Genomic DNA, 17,689 nt, shown 5'->3' with positions numbered 1-17,689 from the left:
TTAGTTGGAAGCGCAGCATTCGGGTTAGACGGCGTATTCCGCCTTTACGGTCCTGACGTTGATCAAGCAGCGATATGTCCGATCATATCGGCCTTGTTCACGCAACACTTGGGAGCTGCCATGGGTCAGAAGCCGAAGATGGCTCGCAGCCGTTTCGACGTGAACGATGAGGTGATTCATTTCGCGATCAGAATCAGCCTGCTTGCGCTGCTTGTGTACTGGACGTTCGTGCTGGTTCAGCCGTTCCTGGCAATCCTGGCATGGAGCGTGATCCTGACGGTCGCGCTGTATCCAGCTTACGAGCGGCTGGCCAGAGCGCTGGGCGGTCGCCGCGTGCTTGCAGCTGTGCTCGTTACCGTCGCCAGCCTGGCCATCGTGATCGGGCCGGCGACCTGGTTCGCCGTGAGCCTGGTGGACGGCCTGCGAACAATCTCCGACAGCGTTAGTTCGGCCGAAATTACGGTCCCGCGGCCACCGACCTGGATCAAGGAATGGCCCCTTGTTGGTGGACCCTTCTACGAGTTCTGGAGTCTTGCCTCGACGAATATCGCCAGCGCACTTGCTGAATTAGGGCCACAAGTGAAGGCCGTGGCCAAACCTCTTCTCGGCGTGGCGTCAAGCGTCGGCGAGGGCATGCTCAAGTTCTTGCTGGCGGTGGTCGTGATGGGATTCCTGTTGCTGCCGGGGCCCCGGATCGTTGAGGGCGTGAGGGCGCTCCTGACCCACGTCATTGCCGATAGAGACGATGAGTACCTCAAGCTGACGGCAGCAACCATCCGCTCGATCTCGCTTGGAGTTCTCGGCGTCTCGCTGCTTCAGGCGTTGTTGGCGGGCATCGGGTTCGCCATGGCGCAGGTACCCGGAGCGAGCGTTCTCACGTTCTTTGTGTTGCTCCTGGCTATCGTTCAGATTGGGGCGGCGATTGTGATGCTCGGTGTCCTTGTCTGGGCCTGGACCACGATGGACAGCACAGCAGCCCTTATTCTGACCCTTTACCTGGTGCCCGTAGGTCTGTTGGACAACATCCTGAAACCTTTCATCATGGGGCACGGTCTGAAGACACCGATGCCTGTCATCCTCGTTGGTCTATTGGGCGGAACGATTGCTCATGGCGTGATCGGCCTGTTCCTCGGTCCCATCGTGCTGGCTGTCGCATGGCAGCTCATGCTGGCGTGGATGCGTGACAATACCTCGAAGGTCCCAACAGACGGGCCGGTGCACGAGCGCGTTGGGTTGTAGGGATCTGGAATCCGCATCGGTGCAAGGCGAGCCGGAGTTGCCCTGTCAGTCGTTGTCGAACTGGCGCTCGAACCGCTGAGCCGGGGGGCCGCGGTGCGCCGCCGCAAACTGGTGGAGGGGCACCGTCGTTGTGATCGTCAAGATATTCGAATCGACGGCTTCCAGTGTCAGCCTTTGGCCGTTCTCCAAGGCGTTGATCAGTTTTGCGTCGGCCGCCGTTGCCGCAACGCAAGCGTTGGCCAGGCACCAGGAGTAGGGAATTGTCATCGGGACGTCCTGATCGATGCTCAGCCTAATTCCCGGCGGCAAATAGAGGCCCACCGGCATGAAGACCTGCAGTCGAGCGTCTCCGTTCGGACTGTCAATCAGGTCAACTCGGATCGCGACTTGACGAGTATCCCACGTACCAGTCGTCGTCGTGCGACACACGACATTCGCCGAAGGCGGCGTGAAGCACAGCTTCTGCCAGGCGGAATACTCGATTGGCCGCGGCGCACGCTCGCCGCGCGGTGCGACGTCAGCCGCGGGAGAGTCTGGACGGGGTGGCGGCAACCCCTCGGCCAGCGAGCCCTGTGGCGCCATGGTGCAGATGCAAATGGAGATGCCAAGGCAAATCCGCTTTGCCGGGCGAGCGATCCTGCGGCTCATGTTGCCTCTCCCTTCCTCGTCAGGGGTGCTTTTGAAGGAATTCGCTGACCAGAGGGCCTCGCCGTGCAATGCCAAGTCTCGCCGTCGCCTTCATTAGCAGTGTTGATCTGGATCAACCACTCTGAGATATTGGGCCGTGTACGCGGCGCTGGTGAAACCGCTGAACCGGGAAGGGAGATTCGGATGAAGTATCTCGTCTGGCTTAAGAGATCAGCCGCTTCGATCGCCGTCGCGGTCGTGGTCACTCTCGCATCGACAGCGACGCCATCTCAAGCTGAAACCGGGTCGGTCAGAGTCGTATTCACCAAGGCCGGCTTCATCGTCGGTGTCGGCGGCGGCCGCGGGGTCCTGACGTTTCGAGGACGGCATTATCCATTCAACGTATCCGGCATGAGCTTTGGGGCGACGATCGGGGGGTCCACCAGTCAACTTGTCGGGCGTGCCTTGAACCTTCGAAGTCCGGGAGACATCGTCGGAAGCTACACGGCCATAGGCGCCGGTGCCGCCGTGGCAGCCGGCGCCGGCGGCGTTCAGCTGCAAAATGCCAGAAACGGCGTCATTCTGCAGTTGAGCGGCGCCAAGGTTGGCGTCGAACTGTCTGCGGCGCTGAGCGGTGTGCAGATCACAATGGAGTGATTGAGCGTGGGCAACGGCGCCTGCCGAAGCTGAGTAAAGTTCGGCAGGCTCTTGTGAGAGGACTAGTAGCGTTCCGGAACGAAGTTCATTTTGTGCAGCGAAGCGTTGTCATCGTAACGGGCTTTCGTTGATCGCTTCGGAAGCTTGATCTGCTCGCGCGAGATGCGCTTGTACGGAATCGTCTTGAGCAGGTGCGAAATGCAATTCAGGCGCGCGCGCCGCTTGTCATCCGAACGGACGACATGCCACGGCGCGTGTTTCGAGTTCGTCGCCTCAAACATCAGATCGCGGGCTCGGGAATAGTCGTACCAGCGACGGTACGACTCCGTGTCCATCGGGCTCAACTTCCACTGCCGCAGCGGATCATCGATCCTGGCTTCGAACCGCCGCTCCTGTTCATCCATCCCGACTTCAAGCCAGAGCTTGATCAGGTTGATGCCGCCGTCGACGATGTACTTCTCGACTTCGGGACAAAGGGAGAGAAAACGCTTGTGTTCGTCGGGGGTACAAAACTCCATGACGTATTCCACGCCAGCGCGATTGTACCAGCTGCGGTCGAAGATCACGATCTCTCCGGCCGCCGGAAAATGTTGCATGTAACGCTGAATGAACATCTGTGTCTTTTCCCGGTCCGAAGGAGCGGGAAGGGCGACCACGCGAAAGACGCGCGGGCTGACCTTTTCGGTGAGGGCTTTGATCGTGCCGCCTTTTCCAGCGGCATCACGACCTTCGAAGATAACGATTACCCTCTGTCTTCTTTCGACGACCCATTGCTGGAGATGGCAAAGCTCGACTTGAAGCTTGCGTAGTTCCTTCTCGTAGGCCTTTCGCTTCATTTTCGAGTCTTGGTCATCCTTTGCCATCAAGGCCTCCCGGTGCCGTCGGACCGTCGCGGCGCCCTGAGTGGGGCACGTTAGCCCCACTTCAGGGTGATGCCGATGTCGCCGGGCATGCCGCCCGGGAAATCGATGATTTGGAAGGCTATCTTGTATCCGCGCGGACGCAGGTAGTCGTACCAGAGCTGATACATTTCCTTCGGTAGTCCGGTCAGCGTCTTCTCCCACCCCGGTTCCTGCTGGTTGATTGCGCGACCGCGATCGGTGCAAAGCGCATTCGGGAACCGGTAGACCTGGACCTCGTGGAGTCCGTTTCTTACAGCGCGCTGAATGACGTTCGACGCGCGGCGGATCTTCTCTTCCTCCGATAAGCCCGATGGCTTCTTCAGCTCGTCGAGGAGCGCTCTCTTTTCGGCATCTGCTGCGGCTGTTTGACGCGCTTGCTCTTCGGCCTTTTCGGCCTCGTTAAGCGCCGCCTGTTTCTGGATGTCCTTTGCGGTTGGCAGCAACTGGTCAATGTCAACCATCGTCAGTCTCCTCGACGTTTGCTTGCTTATGGAAGAAACGAGATTGTTACGTAGCGTGACAGCTGGTGTTCTGCTTGAGGTAGATCAATACAACAAAATAGCGCATCATACTAACTGCAGCGATCGGGCGCAGCACAGCATGGAGCGGAACAATGTCGGCAGAGAAACCGCAGTTACCTGTCAATCCGTGGCTAGGCGCCTTTACGCCGGCGCTGGAATACATGATCGACGCAGCCCAGCGCGGTGTGCTGTTCTCCGACATTCTCCGGCAGCGCGGGAACCAGTATCGGGAACATCTTGCCGAAGAAATTCCTCACGTACTGAATTACGATGCAGAATTGGTCATTGATGGACGAACTCTGCCACGGCCGGTGAACTATTTGCTCGTGCGCATTCTTCCGCCAAAGGGCGTCGAGGTTGATCTGAAGCGGCGCCCCTTTGTGGTGGTGGATCCGCGCGCGGGACACGGTCCAGGCATTGGCGGATTTAAGGCAGACAGCGAAATCGGAGCTGCGCTGAAGGCCGGCCACCCATGCTATTTTGTCGGGTTCTTTCCCGACCCGATGCCCGGACAGACGATCGAGGACATCGCAAGAGCTGAGGCGGTGTTCCTGGAAAGGGTGATCTCGCTGCATCCGGATGCAGACGGCAAGCCGTGTGTGATCGGCAATTGCCAGGCCGGATGGGCAGTGATGATCCTGGCATCACTCAGGCCGGAGCTGTTCGGTCCGGTTATTCTGGCGGGCAGCCCGCTCTCGTACTGGGCCGGCGTGAAGGGCAAATATCCGATGCGCTATTCGGGCGGGTTGCTTGGTGGCAGCTGGCTGACCGCGCTCACGGGGGACATGGGCGCCGGCAAGTTCGACGGCGGCTGGCTTGTTCAGAATTTCGAGAACCAGAATCCAGCGAACACGCTGTGGACCAAGCAATATAATGTGTATTCAAAAGTCGACACCGAAGGTCCGCGTTACCTTGAGTTCGAGCGGTGGTGGGGCGGCCATGTCAATCTGAACGCCGAAGAAATCCAGTTCATCGTCGATCAATTGTTCGTCGGTAACCATCTCGCGTCGGGTGACATAACAACATCGGATGGCGCAACCATCGATCTTCGCAATATCCGCTCACCGATCGTCGTGTTCTGCTCCGAGGGTGACAACGTCACCCCGCCACAGCAGGCGCTGGGCTGGATTCTGGATCTCTACGACGATGTGGACGAGATCCGCTCGTACGGTCAGACCATCGTGTACACCGTGCACGGAACCGTCGGGCATCTCGGAATCTTCGTCTCCGGCGGCGTTGCAAGGAAGGAACACAGCGAATTCTCCGACAATATCGACCTGATCGATGTGCTTCCGCCCGGGCTCTACGAGGCAACTTTCGAGCAGAAGTCCGCCGATACGCTCAACCCGGATCTTGCCCTCGGAGACTGGGTGATGCGTTGCGAACCGCGCACCCTCGACGACATCAGGGCCATGGGCGGCAATTCGGCAGAAGATGAACGACGGTTCGCGACTGCCGCGCGCGTATCCGAGATCAATCTGGCCCTCTACCGCGCCTTCGCACAGCCGTTTGTCAAGACGATGTTCACTCCACAAGTTGCGGAGTGGTTGCGCCGCTGGCATCCGGCGCGGCTGCAATACGAGCTGTTCAGCGATGCCAATCCGTTCATGAGTTGGATCGGAAAGGCGGCCGAGCAGGCGCGGGAGCATCGCAAGCCGGCCTCGGCCGATAACCCGTTCCTGGCTGTCCAGGCGAAGATGTCGGAGCAGATCGAGAAAGGCCTGGACGCCTGGCGCGAGGCTCAGGAAAAGCTTTCGGAGTCGATCTTCCTGGCCGTCTATGGCTCGCCGGCCTTGCAGGCTGCTGTCGGCATTGATCCGGCGGTGTCCAGGCCGCGAAGGCCCGGAAAGTCACTTCTGCATCGTCAGTTGATCGAAGCGCGGATTGCCGAACTGAAGTCGCACATCAACCAGGGTGGTTTGCTCGAGTGCACGATCCGAGGTCTTCTCTATGTCGGAATGGCACGTCGCAAGGTGGATGAGCGAGGCCTCCAGGCGCTCCGCCGGGTCCGGCTTTCCGAGAAAGAGCCGCGGCTGACGTTGGCCCAGTTCAAGCAGATCGCGCGAGAGCAGTATTTCCTCCTGCTTCTGGAGCCTGAGGCAACGCTTGCTGCCATTCCCGCGCTGCTGCCGGCGAGCCCGGAAGAGCGTCAAAACGCGCTCAATCTTATGCAGCAGGTACTGAGTGCGGTCGGAGAACTCTCCGGAGAGGCGGCGGAGCGGTTCAAGCGCGTTGTATCGCTATTTGGCGCGAGCGGACCGGCGCTGCCATCGCCGGGTCAAACCAATGTTCCTTTCGCCACCGTCGAGCGGGCGAAAGCGTCTTCGCGACGGCATTAGGGGAGAACCATCGAAATGAGCGCCAAAACGAAAGAGAGTGCGGCGGTCCAGTCCCACGCGAAGTATGGGCGCTTGATCGCCGCTGCGAAGCAGGTACCGCCAGCGGCAACCATTGTCGTCTATCCGTGTGATGAAACCTCGTTGCGCGGCGTTTGCGAGGCGGCCGAAGCCGGACTCATCGAGCCGACGCTGGTCGGTCCAACGGCCAAGATCAGGGAGACGGCTGCCAAATTCGGCTTGAACATCGCGGGATTCGAGATCGTTGAAGCGTCGCCCAGCGAGGCAGCCGCGGCGAGGGCGGTCGAACTGATCCATGAAGGAAAAGGCGAGCTGCTGATGAAAGGCAGCCTCCATACCGACGAACTGATGCGCAGCGTCACGGCGAAAGGCACAGGGCTGCGGACGGAACGGCGGATCAGCCACGTCTTCATCATGGATGTGCCGACCTATGCGGAGACGCTCTTCATCACCGATGCAGCGATCAACATATTTCCCGATCTGGATTGCAAGCGCGACATCGTCCAGAACGCCATCGATCTGTACACCCAAACGGTCACTGGCACTCCGAGAGTGGCCATTCTGTCGGCGGTCGAGAACGTGACGGCGAAAATTCCGTCGACTATCGAGGCTGCGGCGCTCTGCAAGATGGCTGAACGCGGGCAGATCACGGGCGGCGTGCTCGACGGTCCGCTGGCGTTCGATAACGCCATCGACGAAGAAGCGGCGCGGATCAAGGGGATCAAGTCGCCAGTGGCGGGCCGCGCGCAGATCCTGGTCGTGCCGGATCTCGAGGCCGGCAACATGCTGGCAAAGAATCTCGCATATCTCGCCAAGGCGGATAGTGCGGGCATCGTGCTTGGCGCCCGGGTTCCGATTGTGCTCACTTCACGTGCCGATTCCGTGCGGGCGCGAATGGCATCTTGCGCCGTAGCCGTTCTGTACGCCGATGCCCGCCGTCGCTTGCACCCAGTAGCAGCCTGACGGGGATCATCATGGATACAATCCTGGTCACGAATGCCGGCTCTTCGAGCGTAAAGTTCCAGGTGTTTGCCCTGGAGCCAAATGGCGCATTGAAGCGGGAGGTTCGAGGCCAGGTTGATGGGATCGGTAGCCGCCCGCGATTGCGGGCGACCGGGGCCAACCGTGCCGTCCTGGTCGACCGTACCTATGAGAACGACAAGCTCCGCGACGTTGCAGCAGCCCTTGCGACGGCAGGCGCATGGCTTCGCGAGGAGCTGCGCATCGATCCGATCGCGATCGGACATCGGGTTGTCCATGGCGGGCCGGACTACAGCCGGCCCGTACGGGTAACCGCTAGTGTCTTGCACCGACTCGAGCGCTATATCCCGCTGGCGCCGCTTCATCAACCTTATAACCTCGCGCCGATGCGGTCGATTCTGGCCAGTATGCCCTCTTTGCCGCAGGTAGCGTGTTTCGACACGGCCTTCCATCGCGGGCATAGCGCGCTTGCCGATCACTACGCCTTGCCCGTCAGCCTCTATGAGGAGGGCGTGCGCCGGTACGGCTTCCATGGTCTTTCCTATGAATATATCGCCAGCGCGCTGCCGCAGGTTGCTCCTGAGATTGCTGCCAAACGCGTGATTGTCGCGCATCTGGGGAGTGGCGCTTCGATGTGTGCTCTCGAGCATGGGCGGAGCGTCGAAAGCACGCTCGGGTTTACGGCGCTCGACGGCCTGCCGATGGGTACGCGGCCCGGTCAACTCGATCCGGGTGTCGTGCTCTATCTGATCTCGGAGAAGGGGATGTCACCGGCCCAGTTGCAGGATTTCCTTTACCGGGAATGCGGCCTCAAAGGGCTCTCGGGCATCAGCAACGACATGCGGGAACTGCAGGAGAACAGCGACCCGCGCGCAGCCTTTGCCGTGGACTATTTCGTCTACCGGGTTGGATTGAATGCCGGGATGCTGGCTGCCGCTTTGCAGGGCGTCGATGCGTTCGTGTTTACGGCCGGGATCGGTGAGAACTCGCCGAAGATCCGGGCGGCCATTGCCAGCAGGCTGAGCTGGCTCGGGGTGTCCCTCGACGCAGCCGCCAACGCCGACAACAGAACGAAGATTTCACGATCCGATAGCCGCGTGCCGGTCTATGTCGTGCCGACCGACGAAGAACTGATGATTGCGCGCCACACCCTGTCGCTGTTGCAAGAAGGATCAACGGCTCAATCAAGCACCGCGAGGACGCCATGACCATTCCAACCTTCCCAGAGACCAAGGTCGCCCTTAAGGGACGAAAGGGCTTGATCGTCGGCATCGCCAATGATCAGTCGATCGCGTGGGGCTGCGCCAAGGCATTTCGCGCGCTCGGCGCCGACCTCGCCGTCACGTATCTTAACGAAAAGGCGAAGAAACACGTCGAGCCGCTCGTCCTCGAGCTCGAGGCACCGATCTTCATGCCGCTCGATGTCATGACGGCCGGGCAGACCGAGGCCGTATTTGACAGGATTGCGAAGGAGTGGGGCGAACTCGATTTCCTCGTTCACTCGATCGCCTTTTCTCCCAAGGCGGCGCTGCACGGACGGGTGATCGACGTTGAGCGAGACGGCTTTCTCGCAACGATGGACGTCTCGTGCTGGTCCTTTATCCGCATGGCACATCTGGCGGAGCCGTTGATGAAGAACGGTGGGACGATGTTTACGATGACCTATTTCGGAAGCCAAAAAGTGGTGGAAAACTACAACATCATGGGCGTTGCGAAGGCGGCTCTCGAATGTGCGGTTCGCTACGTCGCCGCCGAAGTCGGCCCCAAAGGCATCCGGGTCCACGCGATTTCGCCCGGTCCGCTCGCCACGCGCGCCGCTTCAGGCATCCCTGAGTTTGATGAACTGATGGCGAAGGCGCAGGCCAAGGCTCCCGCCCGCAGCCTCGTCAGCATCGACGACGTCGGCAAGGCCGTGGCGTTCCTGGCTCTGGATGGTGCGAAGCTCATCACCGGTGATACGATCTATATCGATGGCGGCTATCATATTATCGACTGAGCGGGCACCGGGAGACCGGTTGCCTGAGAAAGGAGTGTGCCGTGGCAGCACAGCCTAACCCAGTAGCGACGCACGACCTTCCGTTCTTTATTACGGCGCCCGGCGACACCGACACGTTGTTTAATGTCGTGGCAGTGTTTGTCCTGTTGTGCGTTATCGGCCTGGGGGTCATCTTTTTGACGATCCATTCGCTGCCGGAGCGAGTGGCGCACAAATCGAAGAAGGTTCAGTTCGATATCGTCGCGATACTTGGCCTGCTCGCGCTGCTCTCGCACGAGCACGTGTTCTGGGTCGCCGCTTTGCTGCTGGCCTTCATCGATATCCCGGATTTTTCCACGCCCGTTAAGCGGGTCGTAACTGCCGTGGAAGCGATCGCGAGGCAGCAGGCTCCCGCAACTCTCAAGACATCGGATTCGGGCGAGGAGATGCCAAAGACACCGATCGAGGGGCAGCCTCAACCCGGCGGCCCAGTTTCCGATGATGCCGCGCCGGAACGCAAGAGCAAGAAGGGCACCATCCATGCTTGAGCTGATGCTGTGCTCGATGCTGACCCTGCTGCCGGATTATCTGGTCCGGCGCTACGTGCAGGGCAAGCGCATCGGTTATGAAATCACGCTCTTCTCGGTCTGGTACGAGCTCCGCTGGGGCATCACGCTGTGCCTCATCCTGACGGTGCTTCTCATCACGATCGTCCTTTACCACCATCCCTCCTCGACCAACGTAAATTCGCTGTTTCGGACCATTTCGATCTTCCCTGAGATCGGAGGGCGGGTAGAGGCGGTCTATGTCGGCTATAATGACATGGTGAAGAAGGGCGACCCTCTGTTCAAGATGGACACCACCAGGCAGCAGGCGGCCGTGGAGACGGCGCGCGCCCGGATCGCCGAGGTCGACGCGGCGATGGCGACTGCCAAAGCGGATGTCCTGAGCAGTGAGGGCAAGCTTTCCGAGGCCAAGGGAGCCTATGAACAGGCTCTCGATGAGTTGCGCACGAAGACACAGCTTCAGCAGCGTAATCCGGATATCGTGGCGGCGCGAGAAATCGAGAAACTGCAGACGTTGGTGGCGACGCGACAGGGAGCGGTGGATTCCGCTGCCGCAGCCAAGGAGTCTGTAGAGACACGTGTTGTTTCGGTGCTGCCGGCACAGAAGGCGAGCGCCCAGGCGGAGCTTGCCGCGGCAACGGTCGAACTCGAAAAGATGACAACCTATGCCAGTGTCGACGGTCGGGTTGATCAGTTCGTCCTTCGTGTCGGTGACCTGGTGCAGCCTGCGCCAGTGACCAGGGCCGCCGGCATTCTCATTCCCGCCGGCGCAGGCGAGGACCGCCTGTTGGCGGGATTCAACCAGATCGAAGCACAGGTGCTGAAGGTCGGGATGGCCGCCGAAGCGACCTGCATCAGCAAGCCGATGACCATCATTCCCCTCGTGGTGACGAGAGTGCAGGACGTTATCGCTGCGGGCCAGATCCTTCAAACCAATCAACTCACCGATCTGTCGAAGATCGGACCGCCCGGCACCGTCCTGGCTTTCCTCGAGCCGCTCTATCCTGGCGTTCTCGATGACGTCCCCCCGGGTAGCAGCTGCATCGCCAACGTCTATTCGAACCACCACGATGAAATTCTGTCGAAGGACACCGGATCCCTGAAGCGGGTCTATTTGCACCTCGTGGATACGGTCGCTCTTGTCCACGCCCTCGTGCTTCGTCTGCAAGCCACAGTGTTGCCGTTGAAAGCGCTGGTATTTGGAGGTCACTGAGCAGGTGGTCTCAATTCAGCGACCAGGCGAGAGTCATTACGCTCGCCCCTGAAGCCGTTGTTTTTGATTTCGGAGAACAGCGATGTTTTGCATGAGGTTGATGAGACTAGCGATAATGGTCCTTTCTGCGGTCACGCTGGTGCCGGCCAGTGGGTTTGCATTTGAGCTATCCGGTGCCTGGGCGTCACAGCAAGATCTCTGCAGCCGGGTTTTCACCAAGAAGGGCAATGCAATCGTGTTTGCCGAGCTCTCTGACCTTTTCGGGTCCGGTTTTGTGATCGACGGGAAACGGATCAGAGGCAGGACAGCAAAGTGCACGATCAGTTCGCGTAAGCAGGAAGGAGATAACATCGAGCTGGCGGCATCCTGTGCGACCTCGGTTATGAGTCAAAGCGTGAGATTCAATCTGAAGGTACTCGATGACGATACGATCGTTCGAAATTTCCCGGACATTCCAGACATGACGCTGAGATACAGCCGGTGCAGGCTGTGACTGCGCGGCACGCATGCCCGATCTGCGGCTTTCGTGTGTCAGGTCATGTATTTGAATGATGCTTGATGTGGATCAACCTGATCATATGTCGATCGGCGATCTTGGGGGCTGCGTAAGGGAGGCGATGACGATGAGTACAGATCTAGCTCAATGGACGTCCCGAAGCATGTCCTGGCTGGGCAAGTGTGCCATGACCGGTGGGCTGGCGTTATCGCTCTGTGCGACGGCGCGAGCGGATGATGCCACCAAGATACTCAAGGCGATGTCCGACTTTGTCGGCGGCCAGAACACGATCGCGGTCACCTTCGACAGCGATATCGAAGTCATCACAACCGAATTGCAGAAGATACAATTCACCAGTTCCGGGCAGGTGGTTCTAAACCGACCCGATAAGATGCGTATTCGCCGCACAGGCGGCTACGCCGATGTCGAGCTCGTCTATGACGGGAAGACGGTTACGTTATTCGGTCACAACACGAACCTGTACGTTCAGGAGCAGACATCCGGCTCGATCGACCGGGTTTTTGACGAGCTTCAGGGTCGCCTGGGCACCGCAATGCCCGGGACGGACCTGCTGGTTGCGAACTCGTTCGATACGCTGATGACCGACGCTGTCGATGCCAAGCACATCGGCCAAGGTATGGTGGACGGCGTAGAGTGCGAGCATCTCGCGTTCCGTACGCCGGAAGTGGATTGGCAGATCTGGGTGGAGACGGGAGCGCGGACGATACCGAGGAAATATGTGATCACGAGCAAGACGGTGACCGGCGCTCCGCAGTACACGGTCAGGATCAAGGAGTGGAAGTCCGAGGTGCCGGGGGACGCCAGCGCTTTCGCTTTCAAGGCGCCGAACGAGGCAAAGAAGATCCCGGTCGAAGCCCTGCGCGATTTTGATGAAGTGCCCGCAGGCGTTCCGTTTGTAGGAGGCAAGAAATGAGCCGCTCAATCCGCAAGACCTTCACTTTTGCTGCTGCGATCGCCACGATGTCCGCAGCTCTGATCTGCAGTGAGGACCTGCTCTCCGGTGGTGCAGCGGTTTCGTCCGCCGAGGCGCGGGTGGGCCGTCCGTTGACGCCGATGAGCTACGCCGGCGTTGCGCGCCGAACCACGCGTCGGGCTGTGGCTGTCGGAGCAGCCGCGACGGCGGGCGCCGTCGCGTACGGAGCTGCAGGCTGTGCGCAGGTCGTGGACGCGTATGGCCGCGTCGTCACCCGGTGTTACTGAGATCCAGCGCCCCCACGCTGCGAAAGCCACGAGGTCGCTTGAGCTCCCGAAACGCGCTGGTTCGACGTGAGTCAACCGAAGGCATCCCGAATGTGAAATGATGATCGATGCGTGGAGAGGGCAACATGCAGCTCTGGCTGATACCGACTTTCTATGCAGTTGGAAGTGTTGTGGGCGGCTTCGTCGTGCCGCGTCTTGAGACTGCTTTCTTCGGGTATAGCCTCAATCTATCGACCTCCTCAGCCCAGGCGTATCTGTCCTCGGTGGCATCGGGCATGATGGCGCTTACGGGCATCGTGTTCTCGATCGCTTTCGTCCTCGTCCAATTCAATGCCATCGTCTATTCGCCGCGACTGGTTGTCTGGTTTGCGCGCGATCGGCTGCTGTTTCATTCCCTGGGCATGTTCGTGGCGACGTTCATGTATAGCCTCGCCACGCTGGCCTGGATCGATCGCACGGATACGCCCGGAGTGCCGCTGGTTTCGGGGATTGTGGTCGCAGGGATGCTGATTGCAAGCGTGCTTATGCTGTCGCAGCTAGTAGAGCGGCTGAACAATCGTCAGATCATGCGCGTGCTCCATATCCCGGGAGATACCGGCAGGGAAGTGATTCGCAGCACCTACCATGCCGTGCGATGGTCGACATCAGGCAAGCGCGGGCCAGACCAGCTGCGGCTGCAATCCGAAGCGGCACTTATCATCAGGCACGAGGGAAAGCCGCGAGCGGTAACCTCGATCGACATCGAAAGAGTGGTCGACTATGCCCATGACATCGACGGCGTCATCGTCGTGGAGTGTGCCGTCGGCGACACTCTGATTGAGGATAGCGCCATCCTGCGACTTCACGGAAAGACTGGGCTCTCGGAGAAACGGCTCAAGGGGTGCATTCATCTGGGAGACCAGCGCACGTTCGAGCAGGATCCGAAATTCATTGCGACTGCTGGTCGACATTGCGATCAAGGCGCTGTCTCCGGCGATCAACGACCCGACAACGGCCGTGCAGGCGATCGACCAGATCGAGGACTTATTGCGACGGCTGGCCAAGTGCGATCTCGAGACTTGTCATGCGTTCGATGGGCAAGGCATCCTGCGGGTCATCTATCGGATGCCGACATGGGATGACTTCCTCGCACTCGCGTTCGACGAAATTCGCCAATTCGGATCGACCTCTATTCAGGTGATGCGGCGCTTGCGTTCGGCCCTGGTCGAACTTGCCGGCTGCGTCGGCGGCGAGCGTGCAAGGTTGGTGCGTACCTACCTAGGTCATCTCGATTCCACTATCGAGCGATCTACCTTCGACCCGCAGGATCGGATTGCGGCTCGGGTTGAGGACCGCCAGGGCCTAGGCTTGTCGCGCCAGCAAGAGAACGGCCAGCAGTCAGCCGCCAAGTCCGGCACAGCAGATTAGGCATCAAACGTTATGACGCCGCAACAATCACAGCCGGCAACTAGCGATAATGTTGCCCAATGACCTCGGCAACACAGGCGGGGCGCTCCCCGCCCTCGATCTCGATTGTGACCTTATAGACGACCCGCAGCGCGTCTGGCGGTACATCCTCCGCCTGGACAACCGCGACACGGCCGCGCAGGCGGGAGCCGACGGCGACGGGGGACAGATAGCGGATCCGGTTCGCCCCGTAGTTCAATGTGTTTCGCAGACCCTTCACTCCAACGATGGAACGAATGAACATAGGAATGAGGGACAATGAGAGCAGGCCATGCGCGATGGTCTTGCCGGCCGGCATTTCGCGTGCCGCGCGTTCCGGGTCGACGTGGATCCATTGCTCGTCGCCGGTGGCATCCGCGAACTTGTTGATGCGCTCCTGGGTGATCTCAAGCCAGTCGCTGACGCCGAGCTCGCTGCCGACGGCTGATTTGAGTTCGCTCAAATCGTTGAACACGCGCATCTTCGTCCTCCAGCCTCGGTTTGCTCTCAGATCGCCATTGCCGGAACAGCGGCGGGTACAATCAGTTCTGCTTCAGTGTTGGACACAACGTCGGCGACGCTGACACCAGGTGCAGTTTCGATCAGCGTGGCGCGGCCACCAGGAAACCCGATCACGGCCATCTCGGTCACCACGAGATCGATCACCCGCGCCGACGTCAGGGGCAGAGTGCATTTCTTGACGATCTTCGACTTTCCCTTGGCGACATGCTGCATGGCCACTACGACGCGTCTCGCGCCGGTGACCAGATCCATTGCGCCGCCCATGCCAGGCACCATCTTTCCCGGGATCATCCAGTTTGCCAGATGTCCTTCTCCGTCGACCTGCAGTCCACCCAGCACGGTCATGTCCACGTGACCGCCCCGGATCAGCCCGAACGACGTCGCGCTGTCAAACGTGCATGCACCGGGCAGGGCGCTGATCGGCCGACCGCCTGCGTCCGTCAGCAATGGATGCTCAAGTCCCTGTTCGGGGATCGGACCGGTTCCAATCAAGCCGTTTTCTGACTGGAAGAAGACGTGCAGGCCTTCGGGGACGTAGTTCGCAATCAGGGTCGGAATGCCGATCCCGAGATTGACCAGCATGCCTTGCCGAAGCTCCAGCGCGACACGCCGCGCGATAATGGTTTGTGCGTCCATGATCTCACCCATTGGCGACGAGATAATCCACAAGCGGTCCCGGCGTAACCACGTGGTCTGGCGCGATGACGCCAACCGGCACGATATTCTCCGCGGTCACAATCACGGTGTCCGCGGCCATTGCCATGACCGGGTTGAAGTTGCGGGCTGTCAGTGCGTAGGAAAGATTGCCCTGATAGTCTGCGAGAAACGAATGGATAAGGGCAAAGTCCGCGCGTAGCGCGGTTTCGAGCAGGTAGCTCTTGCCGTCGAGGTCGATTTTGCGCTTGCCGGCCTCGACCACCGTGCCGACGCCTGTCGGCGTCAGCACGCCACCAAGACCGCAGCCCCCGGCCCGAATGCGCTCTGCCAGCGTGCCCTGCGGAACGAGATCGACCGCCATCTTCTCGGCCATCATCTGCTGCTGGGCTATAGGGTTCAGCCCGATGTGGCTTGCCGTCAGTCGCGCGATCTGCGCGCTGTCGACGAGCTTGCCGATCCCCTTGCCGGGAAGGCAGGCATCGTTGGCGATGACGGTGAGTCCGGATTTCCCTTGGCGCGCCAGCTCGTCAAGCAGGCGTTCGGGCGCTCCCACGCCCATGAAGCCGCCGATCATGATGCTTGCGCCATCCGGGATCATGGCGACCGCGTGTTCCACGGAAACGACCTTCATTGCGCACCTCCCTTGGAGAGTGTCAGGAATGACTGTGCGCTGTTGCCTAACGCCAGTCTTGATGTGCCTCAAGCCGAGCGGCCGAGCGTGTCACGATGTCTGTCGCTCGGCAACACCGATGCCTTTCAACATACCGAGCCACAACATGCGCACCTCCTCGTGACGGCGCTCGACGGCGGCGCTCACGGCATCGCGATGCGACAACAATGCCGGGCTTTTCAGGAACAGGATTTGCGCCTGCATCATCCGGCCGCTCTCGAACTCAATGCGGCGCAGCGCAAGAACGAACGAATCCTCCGCGGGTGCTTCAACCGGCAGCAGCGCAGCCGGCCTGATCGCGGCATGCAAGGCGTGGCCGAACGCCGCCAGATCGATCAGAGCCCCCTGGCCAGCATCGTCAAAGCCCGGGACCGGCTTTGGCAGCCATGATGTCTCCCAGGAAAGCGCGAGCAACGGCAGTTCGAGATCGGGTACCCAGGAAGTCGCGTGCAGGAGCAGGGATACAATCTCCGTCTCCCGATAGAGTTGCGCATGCAGTTCCGTCTCCCAGCCGCACTGAAGGTGTGGCGGCAGGGCGAAAGCGAGCTGCCGAGCCAATGCGCCGTGCGCCGAGATCAGGAATGCCGATATCCTTGTTTGCTGGCGGGCGGGCACGCGGCCGGCAGGGTCGAGGGGACCAAGGAACCTGCTCATGGTTTCGCAATCCGTACAGGGATGGCACGCAGGTGGTCGTAACCGGCTGGAAATGCGGTAATCTCGCCACCGGGCTCTTCGGGAGCGATACTCACCCGTCCTCCGCCGATCCATCGTTTGGCGATCACGTCAGTGGCAAAGCGCGCGAGCAGATCCGCGGTAAGTGCCGCCTTTTCAAGCGTGAAAGCGTGAAAGGCGCGGGGAATGATCACGAGCTCGCTATCCGGGATATGCGTCCGCAGCGTTTCATGCAGCGAACGTGGCGTGAGGAAATCGAACTCCCCATTCAGGATCATTGTGGGAACCCGAATGGCGCCGAGCCGCTGGGTGAGCGGCTTGAACTCGAGAAAGGACTCCATCAGGTTCTGCAGCGCGTAGACGTCGTTGGTCAGCCACCCTTGCCGCTTCACCTCGTCCAGCTTGCCCACTAACGGCGCAAGCCACGCATCCGACAGATTCATGGGAAGCAGCAGGTCCTGCAGGAAGCCGGTCCCGCCGAGGATCAGCCCGGTGCGCATCGCATTTCCCAGCAGGAGCAATTGCGGCGAGAGCTCCGCAAAGGTGCTCATTGGCACGAGCCCGTTCAGCGTCTCGCCGTGCTCGATGGCGTAGCGCAACGCGACAAGGCCGCCGAAGCTTATCCCCGACAGAAATATTGGTCCGGATCCGAGCTGTTCGATCAAGAGCCGCAACACGGCTACGTGATCGTCCTGGCTGATGAACAATGTCGGCTTGTCGGATTCGCCTTGTCCCAGCAGGTCGAAGGTGACGACACGAAAGCCCCTCGCCGCGAGCGCGTCTCGATAGGCCGTCCAGAGTTCCGCGTATTGTGTCAATCCGTTGACAAGCACGTAAGCCGGCCCGGTGTCCGGACCGCTCAAGTCATAACGAATGACATGAGAACCGTAAGACAAAAAGGCCATGCGACAATTCTCGCCAATATCGCGCGCACTAGACCGCGACTGGATGTCGACGAGTTGATGTATGTCAAGCAATGGGTTGAAGT

The 17,689-nt window shown here is 60.2% G+C and carries 19 protein-coding genes and 1 pseudogene; 12 read left to right on the top strand and 8 right to left on the bottom strand.

Annotated elements, in window-relative coordinates:
• Positions 1-120: 120 nt before the first annotated feature.
• Complete coding sequence (locus tag HY852_RS02620) at positions 121-1,239, top strand: AI-2E family transporter (RefSeq protein WP_291602375.1); 1,119 nt, start codon at positions 121-123, stop codon at positions 1,237-1,239.
• Positions 1,240-1,284: 45 nt separating this feature from the next.
• On the opposite strand, the gene HY852_RS02615 is transcribed toward HY852_RS02620, so the two are convergent.
• On the bottom strand, positions 1,285-1,887 hold the full coding sequence (locus tag HY852_RS02615; protein ID WP_291602374.1) for an invasion associated locus B family protein: 603 nt from the start codon (positions 1,885-1,887) through the stop codon (positions 1,285-1,287).
• A gap of 183 nt (positions 1,888-2,070) precedes the next feature.
• On the opposite strand from HY852_RS02615, the gene HY852_RS02610 reads away from it, so the two are divergent.
• Positions 2,071-2,523 carry a hypothetical protein gene (locus HY852_RS02610; protein WP_291602373.1) on the top strand — a complete coding sequence of 151 codons (453 nt, stop codon included), beginning with the start codon at positions 2,071-2,073 and terminating at the stop codon, positions 2,521-2,523.
• 62 nt (positions 2,524-2,585) lie between these two features.
• On the opposite strand, the gene ppk2 is transcribed toward HY852_RS02610, so the two are convergent.
• A complete protein-coding gene (ppk2, locus tag HY852_RS02605) occupies positions 2,586-3,386 on the bottom strand; it encodes a polyphosphate kinase 2 (RefSeq protein ID WP_291602372.1) in 801 nt (266 codons plus the stop codon).
• A 50-nt stretch (positions 3,387-3,436) separates the two neighbouring features.
• Entirely contained in the window at positions 3,437-3,886 is a 450-nt protein-coding gene (locus HY852_RS02600; protein ID WP_291602371.1) for a hypothetical protein, read from the bottom strand.
• A 152-nt stretch (positions 3,887-4,038) separates the two neighbouring features.
• Here HY852_RS02600 and HY852_RS02595 point away from each other — a divergent pair, with 152 nt between their 5' ends.
• The 10 genes and pseudogenes from HY852_RS02595 to HY852_RS27890 all read left to right on the top strand — a co-directional run bounded on the left by HY852_RS02595 (position 4,039) and on the right by HY852_RS27890 (position 14,162).
• The gene (locus HY852_RS02595) at positions 4,039-6,285 is read left to right on the top strand and encodes a DUF3141 domain-containing protein (RefSeq protein WP_291602370.1); all 2,247 of its coding nucleotides are present in this window, start codon (positions 4,039-4,041) and stop codon (positions 6,283-6,285) included.
• 15 nt (positions 6,286-6,300) lie between these two features.
• Positions 6,301-7,266: a phosphate acetyltransferase gene (locus tag HY852_RS02590; RefSeq protein WP_291602369.1), complete on the top strand. Its 966-nt coding sequence runs from the start codon at positions 6,301-6,303 to the stop codon at positions 7,264-7,266.
• An 11-nt stretch (positions 7,267-7,277) separates the two neighbouring features.
• Complete coding sequence (locus tag HY852_RS02585; protein WP_291602367.1) at positions 7,278-8,492, top strand: acetate/propionate family kinase; 1,215 nt, start codon at positions 7,278-7,280, stop codon at positions 8,490-8,492.
• Positions 8,489-9,280: an enoyl-ACP reductase FabI gene (gene fabI / locus HY852_RS02580; protein WP_291602366.1), complete on the top strand. Its 792-nt coding sequence runs from the start codon at positions 8,489-8,491 to the stop codon at positions 9,278-9,280. The genes HY852_RS02585 and fabI overlap by 4 nt, the downstream gene beginning before the upstream one ends.
• 41 nt (positions 9,281-9,321) lie before the next feature.
• On the top strand, positions 9,322-9,807 hold the full coding sequence (locus HY852_RS02575; RefSeq protein ID WP_291602365.1) for a hypothetical protein: 486 nt from the start codon (positions 9,322-9,324) through the stop codon (positions 9,805-9,807).
• The gene (locus HY852_RS02570) at positions 9,800-11,038 is read left to right on the top strand and encodes an HlyD family secretion protein (RefSeq protein WP_291602364.1); all 1,239 of its coding nucleotides are present in this window, start codon (positions 9,800-9,802) and stop codon (positions 11,036-11,038) included. The genes HY852_RS02575 and HY852_RS02570 overlap by 8 nt, the downstream gene beginning before the upstream one ends.
• A 115-nt stretch (positions 11,039-11,153) precedes the next feature.
• Positions 11,154-11,531, top strand: coding sequence for a hypothetical protein (locus HY852_RS02565; RefSeq protein ID WP_291602363.1), 378 nt, complete (start codon positions 11,154-11,156; stop codon positions 11,529-11,531).
• Positions 11,532-11,697: 166 nt separating this feature from the next.
• On the top strand, positions 11,698-12,468 hold the full coding sequence (locus tag HY852_RS02560; protein WP_291602362.1) for a DUF2092 domain-containing protein: 771 nt from the start codon (positions 11,698-11,700) through the stop codon (positions 12,466-12,468).
• Positions 12,469-12,515: 47 nt separating this feature from the next.
• A complete protein-coding gene (locus HY852_RS02555; RefSeq protein ID WP_291602408.1) occupies positions 12,516-12,755 on the top strand; it encodes a hypothetical protein in 240 nt (79 codons plus the stop codon).
• Between the two features lie 107 nt (positions 12,756-12,862).
• Positions 12,863-14,162: pseudogene (locus tag HY852_RS27890) on the top strand (DUF2254 domain-containing protein).
• 40 nt (positions 14,163-14,202) lie between these two features.
• Here the strand turns inward: HY852_RS27890 and HY852_RS02540 are convergent.
• The 5 genes from HY852_RS02540 to HY852_RS02520 all read right to left on the bottom strand — a co-directional run bounded on the left by HY852_RS02540 (position 14,203) and on the right by HY852_RS02520 (position 17,606).
• Positions 14,203-14,661 carry a MaoC family dehydratase gene (locus tag HY852_RS02540; protein WP_291602359.1) on the bottom strand — a complete coding sequence of 153 codons (459 nt, stop codon included), beginning with the start codon at positions 14,659-14,661 and terminating at the stop codon, positions 14,203-14,205.
• 26 nt (positions 14,662-14,687) lie between these two features.
• Entirely contained in the window at positions 14,688-15,338 is a 651-nt protein-coding gene (locus HY852_RS02535; RefSeq protein WP_291602407.1) for a 3-oxoacid CoA-transferase subunit B, read from the bottom strand.
• A 4-nt stretch (positions 15,339-15,342) separates the two neighbouring features.
• Entirely contained in the window at positions 15,343-15,990 is a 648-nt protein-coding gene (locus HY852_RS02530; protein ID WP_291602358.1) for a CoA transferase subunit A, read from the bottom strand.
• Between the two features lie 90 nt (positions 15,991-16,080).
• Positions 16,081-16,683 carry a hypothetical protein gene (locus HY852_RS02525; RefSeq protein WP_291602357.1) on the bottom strand — a complete coding sequence of 201 codons (603 nt, stop codon included), beginning with the start codon at positions 16,681-16,683 and terminating at the stop codon, positions 16,081-16,083.
• The gene (locus HY852_RS02520) at positions 16,680-17,606 is read right to left on the bottom strand and encodes an alpha/beta hydrolase (protein WP_291602356.1); all 927 of its coding nucleotides are present in this window, start codon (positions 17,604-17,606) and stop codon (positions 16,680-16,682) included. The genes HY852_RS02525 and HY852_RS02520 overlap by 4 nt, the downstream gene beginning before the upstream one ends.
• Between the last annotated feature and the right edge of the window lie 83 nt (positions 17,607-17,689).

The sequence above is a fragment of the Bradyrhizobium sp. genome, from assembly GCF_016213215.1.
Taxonomy (GTDB): domain Bacteria; phylum Pseudomonadota; class Alphaproteobacteria; order Rhizobiales; family Xanthobacteraceae; genus Bradyrhizobium.
Note: the sequence above shows the minus strand (reverse complement) of the source record. Positions and strands in the feature narration are given on the sequence as shown.